Source organism: Paenibacillus sp. GCM10027630 (genome assembly GCF_042676305.1).
GTDB lineage: Bacteria > Bacillota > Bacilli > Paenibacillales > NBRC-103111 > Paenibacillus_S.
Genome location: NZ_JBHTGY010000088.1, coordinates 1 through 11,804, shown reverse-complemented (window position 1 = coordinate 11,804; position 11,804 = coordinate 1). Strand labels below are relative to the sequence as shown.

Genomic DNA, 11,804 nt, shown 5'->3' with positions numbered 1-11,804 from the left:
ATGATTCATTGTGATAACCTCGTAAAAATTTACAAGGTGGCCGATTTGGAGGTTGTAGCTCTGCAAGGATTGGATTTGCATGTTCAGCCCGGCGAGCTGATGGCTATAATCGGCAACAGCGGCAGCGGCAAGTCAACGCTGCTGAACATGCTGGGCGGGCTGGACCGCCCCTCTGCGGGGCAGCTGCATGTGGACGGAAAGGATTTGCTGAAGTTTAACGAGAAGGATCTCGTTAAATACAAGCGTGAAACGGTAGGCTTTGTATGGCAAAATAATGCGCGTAATCTTATCCCTTATTTAACGGCGCTGGAGAATGTGGAGCTGCCGATATTGCTTCAAGGTAAACGCAAGCGTGAACGAGCCCTTGAGCTGCTGGAGGCGGTTGGACTCGGCCATCGGATCAAAAACCGCCTAAACGAGCTGTCCGGCGGTGAACAGCAGCGTGTAGCCATCGCTATTGCATTGGCAAACAGTCCCAAAATGCTGCTTGCCGATGAGCCCACAGGCTCTGTTGACACGAAGATGGCGAATCAAATATTGGATCTGTTTCGCGATTTGAACCGCCGATTGGGATTGACGGTTGTCATTGTTACGCATGATCCGCTGCTGGCGAAGAAGGTTGATAGAGTGGTGGCCATCCGCGACGGGAAAACTTCCTCCGAAATTATTAGGCGCAAGTCCTATGCCGATGAGCTGGAGGAACTGGAGCAAGGCCTTCAGCAGAATGATGAGGATTCACATGTGGAGTATGCCGTTCTCGATAAATCCGGGCGCTTGCAGGTTCCTGAAGAAATGCTTAAATCAACTGGACTTCGCTCCGCAAATAAAGTCAGGGTTCAAGTGGAGGACGGCCGTATTGTTTTATTGCCACCGGAAGAGAAGGGGGAGCAGTGAGTTGAAGACATTCGTATCGAAGCGACTTTTATTATGGTTCATATTCATTTTTACATCCGTGACTTTTTCATTTGCTTCTGGCACTACCGCGCATGCAGAAGGCGAAAGCTACTTGAGGGATGAGATTGATCCAACTCTTCAATTAAACCAGGTGCCAATTGGCAGCGGCAGCTCGTTTGAATTAAAAAGTGCCGTAGTGCTGCCTGCCGATGGAGGAAAAACGTTATATTTTACTATGACCGTAACGAATGGAACGGGAAGTAAACTATCTTTTTTGGATTACTGGGTCAAAATCATAAATGCTTCAGGAGCCGAATTTAAAGCTGAATTGATCCCTCAGGACAAACTGAAAAAGGAGATTCCTGCCGGACAGCGAGTTGATTATTCGTTCTATGCCCCGGTTAATGATACGACGCTGCTGGAGGAGCTGACTTTTCGAATTACGCAGTGGAATTATTCAAGCTCGGAGCTTGAGACCAATATTGGCGATATTCGATTCCCTGATCCGGCATCAGCCGTTATGGCTCCCATAGTACGCAGCAGGTCGGTGCTTATAGGCAGTATGCCTGTTGTCCTGGATGTATCCCGTTGGTCGTTGCAGCAAAAGGATAGTACCTTATCTTACAAGCTACTGCTTAAGTTGACGAATAAGGGGAAAGCCAGTATCCGCATGCCGGCCTATCAGTACACTCTGCGTGCCGCCAACGGTGCTATGTACCCGCTTGAGAGTATATTGGAAACAGGTGCAGCTTCCCTGCTGTTACAGCCTGAGGTGACAGAAGAATTGCAGCTGAAGGCAGTTCATCTGCCGGTGTCAGCGGCTTCAGAGGTATGGGATTTGCTGATTAATCAGACGGTGACTGTAAGCAATGAGCTCAAGCTGAGCTATCCCATGGCCGCGCTTCGAATACCAACGGATTCCTCGGATATTCCCCAATTGGGTGATAGCGTAGAGTACCTGAATTCTCAGGGAACCTATTTGTTAAAGGCTGAGAAGCTAAGCCGTACCCCTTGGGAGGATCAGGATATCCTGACCACAGATTTGGCCGTTTCCCATAATCAAGCGGATGCTCTGCCTTTTCCGGCTTTAAAAGCCTACTATGAGCTGGATGGAGGGGTCGTAGTGGAGGCGAAGGTAATTCAGACTGACAGAGCAGTCGGCGTACCGCCGGGTGTGCCTGTCCATGTGCAAGTGGTTGCTAAAGTCCCTTATACGTATCCATTTGCCCAAACCAAGCTCGTCATTGAAGAAAAGGTGAATGCAAACCTAACGGAAGAAATGGCACAATTCAAGCTGCCTCCCGCCAGTGTTAAGCTACCCTATCTCTCCTATGGTGAGTCGCAGCCCATTACAGGTGCAGGACGTGCAGCTCAATACGCTCCGCGCGAATTGAATTTGTATACGGATGGAAACAGTACTTTGCTGGAGGCACAGGTGGAGGTAGTCAACTTGGAGAAACGTTCCAATAGTATTCCGCGGCTGACAGCTTTTTTCAAAACAGAAGAAGACGCTTTGTATCCAACTAAAATACGTGAGGTTAAACAGAAGCTGAATCCGCAAGGCAAGGCGCTTCTATCCTTCTCCAGCAAGATTCCTAAGGAGTTAAGCACTAAAGGATTAAGGCTTGTTATTGGTGAATCGGTTACCGAACAAAGATTTAGCGGAGTTGAAGATAAAGCCGATGCTTACATCAATGCTGTAGAGATGGATCTGGCGGTTTTGAACGAAGCAATAAATCCAACACTGAAGGATGTTACCTTTTATCCATATACCATTTCTTTGAGCAATATCCAGACATGGTTGGACAATAAACAGCTTAAGGTTAATTTCACGTATAATTTAAGTAAAGACAGCTATTACGAAACAAGCAACGAAGGCAGCAAGCTGGTTATTCAATTTACTGACAGTAACGGCAAAGTGAATATTGATGAAACCTTTTATCTGGAAACGGCTCCCGAGGATACTGACAAACGGGTTACTTTGGGAGAACATGATTATAGGATAGTCCGTCAGGATGATACCCTGTTGTTTAAAATCGAGTCATTAAAGCAATTTAAAATGAGCATTTATCATGAGTTTCAAGGCAAACGAAAGCTTCTTGCTTCCCAGGTACTGGATTGGTTCGGAGTAACCAAGTAACCTGATTTGTATCGATGAGATTAGAGCATCCTTGTGATGCTTTTTTCTTTTCCTTTAGTTATGGTAAAATGAAGCAAGTTGCAGTTAATGCTTACGATGCATGTTTTGCTGAAGCAAAACTTTGCGAATGCATCCCATGCAGTCTTTCCATTCGGAAAGCCAATAGAAAGGAGAAGATCTCAGTGCGCTTAGGGATTGTATCCGACACGCATATGTTCGGGCGGGCAAAGCAGCTTCCGAAGGCTCTGGTTGCAGGGCTGCAGGGAGTAGATCAGATTCTGCATGCCGGCGACTGGATGGACGCAGAGGTTGTAGGCTTGTTTGAGCGGATTGCTCCGATCGACGGTATTGCAGGCAATAATGATGGTGCTGATATTGTTGAACGTTTTGGACGCTGTAAGGTGCTGCAAATGGGTAATTATCGAATAGGAATGGTCCACGGGGATGGAGGAAGGAAATCAACGCTGGAGCAAGCATTGGACGTATTTAACGGCATGAGTGTTGATGTGATTATTTTCGGTCACTCCCATACGCCTTACCAAGGTATGCATAATGGCGTTCTTCTGTTCAATCCGGGTTCTCCTACTGATAAACGGCGTCAATCTCAATATTCGTATGGCATTATTCATCTAGGCAAGACAATAGAAGCTGAGATCTTTTATTACAATGACAAATCTTGAAAACATGCATTTCAACTAATGGAGGGAATACCAATGACTCAATGGAAAGAAATTACAAGCCAGGATGAATGGAATGAACTGTTTGAAGGAAGCACACAAAAGCCGGTTGTCGTTCTTAAGCACAGCACTACTTGCCCTGTAAGCTCGAATGCTCTGGATGAATTTGAAAGCTATTTGCAAAAGGAACCGAATACAGGCGTTGAATACGTATTGGTCAAGGTCATCGAATCCCGTCCGGTTTCTAACCAGATTGCCGAGGATACAGGTGTGAAGCACGCTTCCCCACAAATATTGTATGTCAAGAACAAAGAAGCTGTCTGGAATACATCTCACTGGTCAGTTACACGGGCTCATATTACCGCCGTGCTTGACTAGGAGGAGCTTCTTATGACTGTCCGGCCGCATCCCTTTTTCTCCGGGGCATTGTTTGCGCGTAAATCATGTTTCGTCTATTTGCCGGAAGGCTATGAAGATACGGATCAATGTTATCCTGTTATTTATTTGCTGCACGGCATGTATGGCAGTGAATCACATTGGCTGCTTAAGGGAAACGCAGAACAGACTTTGGACCGGATGATATCCACGAGTCAGCTTCGCAAAAGTATTGTGGTTATGCCAAATGATGGCGAATACGGTCTAGGTACGTTTTATATGGATTGGTACGATGGAACCGGTAACTTTGAGCAATATTTCATTTATGATCTGATACCGGATATCGACAAGCATTATCGAACTATCAAGGCGGCTCATTCGCGTGCTGTATGCGGCCTCTCTATGGGAGGATTCGGTGCCTTCTCGCTGTCTTTACGTAATCCTGGTTTGTTTGGCGCGGCTGCCAGCTTATCTGGTGCACTCACATCAACAGCTTATGTTGCTGAGAGATTTTCCCGCAGCGACGTAGCGAGGATGATTGGGCCTCTGCAAGGACCCTATGCACAAGAGTATGATTTGCAAGTATGCGCGAGTAAACGGGTTATGGACGAACAGAGACCAGCCTTGTATTTTGACTGTGGGACAGAGGATTTTCTGTATAACACTAATGCAGATTATCATGAGCATCTCAATCAGATCGGATATGCGCACAAGTATCAGCAATTTCCTGGTGAGCATAACTGGAAATATTGGACGGAGCACTTGCCGGATGCGTTAAGCTTTATCGAAGATTATTTTGCTTCACAAGATAAGTGAAATTGGAAGTCCTGCTATTATCGTTATGGCGGCAGAAAAAGCCTTAAGGCCTTGGTAATCAAGGGCTTAAGGCTTTTTTAACTACCTCCGATTACTTTTTCTTGAAATGAACCGTAAATGTCGTACCAGAGCCTTCTACGGAATGACACTCGATGGAGCCCTCATAATGAAGCAAATAATTTTGTGCGATATGCAAGCCCAATCCAGAGTTGGTAGCCCCTGGCTTGGTGGAGAAGCCTTTGTCAAATATATGATTAAGATCCTCCTCTTTAACTATTGACCCTGAGTTGAACACAGAGAGCATATAAGTGTGATCCTGCTCTTCTATTGTCAGCCTCACCGTTCGTAAGAGGTCCTCCTGAGGAATGGCTTCCACAGCATTTTTAAGCAAATTATGCATAATGCTGGAAAAATAACTGATCGGCAGTGTCAAGCTCTCAAATGTACACTCCAGATGGCCATTGACCTGAAGATCGATTTTATTGGATATGCAGGATAGGCTAATATTGTTCAAGACGACACCTAAAACCGGAAATTTGATAGAGTTTACAACAGACTGCTGAACGATCTCTTTGCACCATACCGAGATATAATCCTTTGCCATGTCGTATTTATTCATCATTAATAATGCATGGATGGTTTGCACATTATTGATAAGCTCGTGCTGAGACTTTCGAATATTCAGCATAGTTGCTTCGGAAGATTGAACCCATTGCTCCTTCTCATCAAGCTGCAATCGAATATTTTTCTCCTGCTCCTCAAGCAGCTGAAGCTTGTAATCCTTGTATTCCAAATTGGAGTACAACTTTGCATTTTCAATCGTTACGGCAATTTCAGCCGTCAACAGCTTCAACGTATCCAAGCGCTGCTCTTGAAAAACATGGCTGGCCAAATTGTTTTCCAAATAGAGAAGACCGACCATTTTCCCCAACTTCATTATAGGTACAATTAACAGTGATTTAGGGTGGCAACGCTGGATATAGTCGTCCTTGCTAAACATGTCGGAGCTAGCGGCGTCGTTGAGCAGTACGGTTTGCTCGGTGCGAACAGCATACTGTATAGCGGTAATAGCTGCTTGATTATACCCATCCAAAGAAATGGATTGTAAGGCTCTGAAGGTTTGGCCCGGAATTTTCTCGACCTCGATATACATACCTTGTTCCCGCATCAAAAGCAAAAGCCCTTTTTCCGCGCCTGCATTCTCGATCACGATGCTCATAAAGCTTTCCAGCAGCTTATGAAACACCGCCTCATTGGAAAGAGCATGAGAAGCTTTAGCCATTGTAGAAACATCGATAACTGCTTGATCCGCAGGATTTCTGCTAATCAGATAAGGATGCATTTCCTCTAAATGAGCGACTTTTCTTAGAGCTCCCCATTGAGTGTACAACGCTTTAGCTTCATGCCAATATGTCTTGGCTATTTTTAACTTGCCGGTTTGCATGTAAAACTTCGCGGCGCATTCATTGGCAACAGCTTCATATTGAATAAAGCCTTGCTTATTTGCGTGAAAAATGGCCTGCTCATATTGTTCAGCCGCTAATAGATGATTCCCATAGATTCGATTTATCTCGGCCTCCATCAGCAGTTTGAGATGTAAAAAGTTTTCTGGCGAGTGATAGGCCCACTTTTTCATAAACCTCAAATATTTGTTCAGCCTTTTATCGTACAGCCTTTGATCAGTTTTGCTCACAGCAGAATAGAGGGCGGTCATAACAAGCGAACTCATGAAGTAATGAAGATGAACATGAATAAGACCGAATACGGCTTGCAAAGTTTCCTCGGCGGCTTCCATAATTGCTTTGGCTTCCTCAAGACTGTCCAGTAAGTAACAACTCATTAGCTGAAGAGCGTAGTAAGTATGTATAGGAGCTTTATTACTGAAGTTTTGCAGCTGCTGCAGCTCATCTTGACTGATGAATAAACTGGATGTATTCATGAACAAAGGCTGAGGGGAGAGAGAATCCTCATTCATAAAAAGCATAAACCTTTGCAGGACCATTAAAATATACATCGTATCCTTGTCCTGTGAACGTTGGACAAAAGGCTGGTACGTATCCGCTTCCTCATAAACATCACGCAAAGCATCACCCTTGAACAGCCGTAGGAAGAAGCTGAACGTAATGGAATAGCCGGCATATACAAAATCTCCGCCCTCTACCCCGAATAGATGGGCTTGCTTCAAGTAATCAATTTGGGTTTTAATATGCTGCTTTATGTTGCTCGTGAATGCTCCATGGCCAAAATACACTTTGCTTTTTATAGGCAGCCAATCATAGGCATCGCTCAACCGAAGTCCGACTTCACCGTATTGTACACCGCCATTGAGATTGCCCATAATAGAGCTGGTAATAACGCCGTAGGTTGAATAGGAGAGGGCGGAACCTTCTGAATTACCGTTGCGCAGCGAATAATTAAACATTTTGAGCATTAAGAATACATACAAATTTGAATCTAAATAATAGGTTGGCGGGATCAGGTTAACCATAAGCTTCATTACGGCACGCTGAACATGATCCGTCATTGGAGGCAGATCGAACAGCTGCTCTGGCTTTTTGGAAGTCATATTCCATCTGGCTTTTGCCATTTCCCACAGTATGGCTGCCTTGTTAACCTTCGGAGGTATCGAAATTCCGAATAACTGCAATCCCTCCAGACCTATATGCATCGCCAGCTCATGCAGACCCAGATTTGTATAGAGCACTATCATTAAATTGTAGACGTCAGCTTTCTCCAACTGGGTACGTGCTTGCTTGAGGATGAGCTGGAAGGAGCGCTTGGCTGCTTCAAAATGTCCGCATAAATATTCCAGCTCAGCGAGCTCCGCATGAACGGCGTAAGATAACTCATACTGGCTAATCCAACTGTTTTTATCCAGCAGCTGTAAACTCTGAGTTGCGTATTTTAACGCAGTTTCGTATGCCGTGTTTGATTTGGCTTTTTTACTCGCTTTTAAGTTGAGCTCTATCAGCTGCTCCTTCTCCCGAGTTAGCGTTAGCAGCTCTTTGCCCATATTCAGTTGATTCGTCATGACGAATAAATAGTCGGAATGGTCATCCGGATTTATAGACAGCAGCATTTGTTTGCCAATTTGGTAATGAAGCTCTTGCTTCTGATCTTTGGTAACGAGCGAATATACGGCTTGATGTACACGGTCATGCAAAAACTTGTAGGCTGCCGCGTTGTCGCCCGATTGTGTTTTATTCAACGGAAGGATCAAGCCTTCATGAAATGCTGCAGTCAAATGAGCTTCAATATGCTCAGGTGGGATTGAAGCTGTTAGTGCAAGCAGCTCGACTGAAAATAATCTCCCGATACAGGAGGCATGCATAAGCAAAGCCTGCACCGGATGGGCAAGCCTGCGGATTCTATCAAGCATAAGCTCGACTACATCGTCTGTAATGTGGAATTCTTTCATCTTACTAATACTCCAGCTCCACTGACTGCTTTCGTAATTAAATTCAAGCAGCTGCTGATCATAAAGCGAATGCAAAAATTGTTTGGTGAAAAAAGGATTCCCTTTCGTTTTCTGAATCATTAAGGAAGCTAATTCCTCTAGCCCGAGGTCAGAATCAGGCATTAGAATATCCTTAAGCATCTGGATGATTTCATCGATATTCAACGGCTCAAGGTCAAGATATGTAGAATGAATATTGGACATTCGATCCAGTTTGTCAATCGTCCAGCGAAGCGGGTGTGCATCTGTAATATCATTCGCTCGATAAGCTCCAATGAACAGGAGATATGAAGAAGTTGCAAGTGATGCCAGATCTTGAATCAACTGTAAGGAACAATTGTCCGCCCATTGTAAATCATCGATAAAAATAATAAGAGGCTGCTCTTTTACTGCAAAAACGTCTATAAATTGCTGCAAAGTGTGCAGGAAACGATTATGCGTTTCGACTGGAGGCCGCTTTGGAAGCGGAGGCTGCTTGCCGAGTATTTTCTCCATGTCAGGGATCAAATCAATCAACACTTGTCCATTCGGGCTGACAGCATGAGCAAGCTTCTGCTTCCAAACCGCAAATTTTTCATCCGGCATCGTTAATACGTACTGAATGAGCTGCTGACCAGCTTGAATGATAGCTTGGAAGGGAGTATCTCGGTTGTACTGTTCGAATTTGCCGGAAATAAACAGTACCTTCTCTCGCTGAATTGATTTCTGAAACTGTTGAATAAGGTACGACTTGCCAATCCCCGACATACCTGACACAAGTACCATTTCATTGCTGCCGAGCAAGGTTCTCTTGTAAGCCTCGCGAAGCTCCAGCAGTTCTGCTTCCCGGCCGTATATAGCATCCGGAATTCGGAAGTTATCGGAGACAGCAGGGGACAGATCCGGCAAGCTATCGAAGTCTAGGAAGCCTGCTTGAAGGAAGCCCTCTTGACATGCCTCCAAGTCACGTCTTAGTTCAAATACGCTTTGGTAGCGATGCTCAGGCTGTTTGGCCAAACATTTCATAATGATGTCAGAAATCAGCTTAGGTACGTTAGATGCGATATGCGACGGAGCATCAGGCTCCATGGCTATATGCTGGTGAACAAGCTCAGGGACATCCCGCGAAAGAAAGGGGAGCCTACCGGTCAGCAGTTCATAAAATACAACACCTATAGAATAAATATCGGTTCGATAATCAACCTGCCGATTCATGCGTCCGGTTTGCTCTGGAGCCATATAGGGAAGACGGTTAGCTGGAAACATCATTGGCTCGTATATAGACGGGTTGTTATTTGAAAGATACAGCAGATCGTTGAAATCGGTGAGCTGCACGCTCCATTTATCCGGCTCAATGATAAAGGCATGGGAAGTGATGTTTAAATGAATGTTTTTGGATTGATGCAGTTTAAGTAAAACCGAAGTGCAAGCAATGGCCACACGTAAAAACAGCGTGATTTCCAATTGACCCGAAGCCAATAAATGAGAGAGCGGTCGCCCATTGGAATATTCCATGTAAAGGTGGAAGGTCTTATTATAAGGCTCCAGGCGCAGCGGCTTAATCATCTCATCCAAATGAAGCTGCAAACTATTCTCGTATTCAGCTGTTATCCAGTGAACTTCTTCTTGTGAGGGGTAATCGGCTTTTAACGCTTTGATCCAACAAGCTTCCTGAGTGGCTGGATTTATGCCCCGGTATATCGTAAAAGGATCGTGATCGTACATTTTCTGTAGTTGAAAATCTTTAAATGTTAATGACAAGCAAGTAGCCTCCGATACATTACTAGTGCCTTCATTTTACTTTTTACCAAAAAAGTAATCAATATAAATTTACAGGATGTTACAATAAACGACAAAATCTTCATGTCCCTACGTTCGATTTGGAAGAATAAAACCAGGCTTAGAGGCGCTATTTGGCGGAATTAATTCAATGCGTGCGTTGTGTTTTTTGTTGTGTCCTTTTAAGGGGATTTGTTTAGGGTATAATTTGTTATATAATGCTTTTATATATAGAGATAATCTGAAAGTGAGGAACCAGAGATGAAGATTGCCATTACTGGCGGTTCCGGTTTTGTGGGTCGCCATTTGACTCAATATTTTTTAGAACGCAAACATACCCTGATCATTATCTCTAGGCAACGTCAAGCATCGAAACATCCATTAATTCGTTATGCTACTTGGTCGGAGCTGGAGAAGGATGTTAAGTTGATGGCAGGCACGCATGCTATAGTGAATTTGGCCGGAGAGTCTATAAATCAGCGGTGGACAAAAGCGGCGAAGGAAAGAATTCTTCAATCAAGGCTTGAAACGGTAGGGAAAGTCGCTAATATTGTAGACCGAATGCAGATCAAGCCGTCTGTTGTTGTCAACGCATCAGGGATATCCATATACGGTACTTCGGAGAAGGCCTCCTTCGTGGAGCACAGCGACCCGAATGTTATGGATTTTTTATCAGGGGTTGTAGAGCAATGGGAGCGGGCTATGGATCAGATTCAGCAGACCCGCGTAGTTAAACTTCGTCTTGGAATCGTGCTGGGGAAAGACGGGGGAGCATTTCCCAAAATGATGACTCCCTATAAGTTTGGAATCGGTGGCCGAATCGGCAGCGGTAAACAGATAATGTCCTGGATACATATAGAAGATTTATGCAGGTTGATCGAATTTTGTATTGAGAATGAGGATATTATTGAGCAGATAAATGCAACCTCCCCACATCCGGTGACCAATGATGAGTTTGGACGAGCCTTAGCTCAAGCGATGAACAAGTCACATCGAATGCCGGTGCCTGCATTTATGATGAAGCTGATCTTTGGTGAGTTATCTACGCTGCTCCTTGACGGTCAGAAGGTGATGCCTCTGCTGGCGGTTGAATATGAATTTCAATATAAGTATCCGGTTATTGAGCTCGCCTTGAAGGATCTGGTTAAATAACGAACTGCATATGGGTAAAGCTTGGGCAGAGAATGATTGAAAAGAGGTAGCAGTATGATTCAATATGGGTCAGAGCATAATGCAGATTTGAAGTTTCTACAATTACAAGCCTCAATAGAAGTGCGTGACAGTCAATGGGTTGATGTAGAACTGAGCTTCGAGTTATCCGAGGACAGCTTGATGCCTACAGATTTAACGGATTTGACCGCGTTGCTTGTTTGTACCCGATCCGGTGAAATTTTTCAAATCGTCCCTCAAGATGAGGGACGTGATTGTGAGTACCAATTTACTGAAGCAGAAAAGGTGCAGCTGCGCCAATTCTATGAAGCTCAGGTGAAATCCAGGCTGCTTCAGGCGGTCAAAGCTGAGGTACAGGTTTAATAGACGTTTAACATAAGCAGCATCCGTTACGTTAGAATAAGAGAAGCAATAGATCTAGAATAAAAAGTGGACACCTCATAAGAGAATGCAGATAATTAAATTACAAAGAGGAAGAGGTGTCCGGTGTGGGTGAGATGAGACAGAGGTTCAGTGA

The 11,804-nt window shown here is 44.5% G+C and carries 8 protein-coding genes; 7 read left to right on the top strand and 1 reads right to left on the bottom strand.

Annotation, left to right across the window (positions count from 1 at the left end; all coding sequences use genetic code 11):
- The 5 genes from ACFQ0C_RS33220 (at position 1) to ACFQ0C_RS33200 (ending at position 4,902) form a co-directional block, all read left to right on the top strand.
- The gene (locus ACFQ0C_RS33220) at positions 1-894 is read left to right on the top strand and encodes an ABC transporter ATP-binding protein (RefSeq protein WP_379373376.1); all 894 of its coding nucleotides are present in this window, start codon (positions 1-3) and stop codon (positions 892-894) included.
- Position 895: 1 nt separating this feature from the next.
- Positions 896-3,034 (top strand): hypothetical protein, encoded by a 2,139-nt coding sequence (locus ACFQ0C_RS33215; RefSeq protein ID WP_379373374.1) that lies wholly within the window; start codon positions 896-898, stop codon positions 3,032-3,034.
- A 182-nt stretch (positions 3,035-3,216) separates the two neighbouring features.
- A complete protein-coding gene (locus ACFQ0C_RS33210; RefSeq protein WP_379373372.1) occupies positions 3,217-3,714 on the top strand; it encodes a metallophosphoesterase family protein in 498 nt (165 codons plus the stop codon).
- 33 nt (positions 3,715-3,747) lie between these two features.
- A complete protein-coding gene (ytxJ, locus tag ACFQ0C_RS33205) occupies positions 3,748-4,089 on the top strand; it encodes a bacillithiol system redox-active protein YtxJ (protein ID WP_258213420.1) in 342 nt (113 codons plus the stop codon).
- A gap of 12 nt (positions 4,090-4,101) precedes the next feature.
- Positions 4,102-4,902 (top strand): alpha/beta hydrolase, encoded by an 801-nt coding sequence (locus ACFQ0C_RS33200; protein WP_379373369.1) that lies wholly within the window; start codon positions 4,102-4,104, stop codon positions 4,900-4,902.
- Between the two features lie 91 nt (positions 4,903-4,993).
- Here ACFQ0C_RS33200 and ACFQ0C_RS33195 read toward each other — a convergent pair whose 3' ends face one another.
- Complete coding sequence (locus tag ACFQ0C_RS33195; RefSeq protein ID WP_379373367.1) at positions 4,994-10,099, bottom strand: AAA family ATPase; 5,106 nt, start codon at positions 10,097-10,099, stop codon at positions 4,994-4,996.
- Positions 10,100-10,378: 279 nt separating this feature from the next.
- Here ACFQ0C_RS33195 and ACFQ0C_RS33190 point away from each other — a divergent pair, with 279 nt between their 5' ends.
- Positions 10,379-11,269, top strand: coding sequence for a TIGR01777 family oxidoreductase (locus tag ACFQ0C_RS33190; RefSeq protein ID WP_379373365.1), 891 nt, complete (start codon positions 10,379-10,381; stop codon positions 11,267-11,269).
- A 54-nt stretch (positions 11,270-11,323) separates the two neighbouring features.
- Positions 11,324-11,650: a hypothetical protein gene (locus ACFQ0C_RS33185; protein WP_258213416.1), complete on the top strand. Its 327-nt coding sequence runs from the start codon at positions 11,324-11,326 to the stop codon at positions 11,648-11,650.
- Positions 11,651-11,804 lie beyond the last annotated feature (154 nt).

Coding starts and splice junctions, on each gene's coding strand:
- ACFQ0C_RS33220 (WP_379373376.1), top strand. CDS start 1: ATGATTCATTGTGATAACCTCGTAAAAATTTACAAGGTGGCCGATTTG.
- ytxJ (WP_258213420.1), top strand. CDS start 3,748: ATGACTCAATGGAAAGAAATTACAAGCCAGGATGAATGGAATGAACTG.
- ACFQ0C_RS33200 (WP_379373369.1), top strand. CDS start 4,102: ATGACTGTCCGGCCGCATCCCTTTTTCTCCGGGGCATTGTTTGCGCGT.
- ACFQ0C_RS33190 (WP_379373365.1), top strand. CDS start 10,379: ATGAAGATTGCCATTACTGGCGGTTCCGGTTTTGTGGGTCGCCATTTG.
- ACFQ0C_RS33185 (WP_258213416.1), top strand. CDS start 11,324: ATGATTCAATATGGGTCAGAGCATAATGCAGATTTGAAGTTTCTACAA.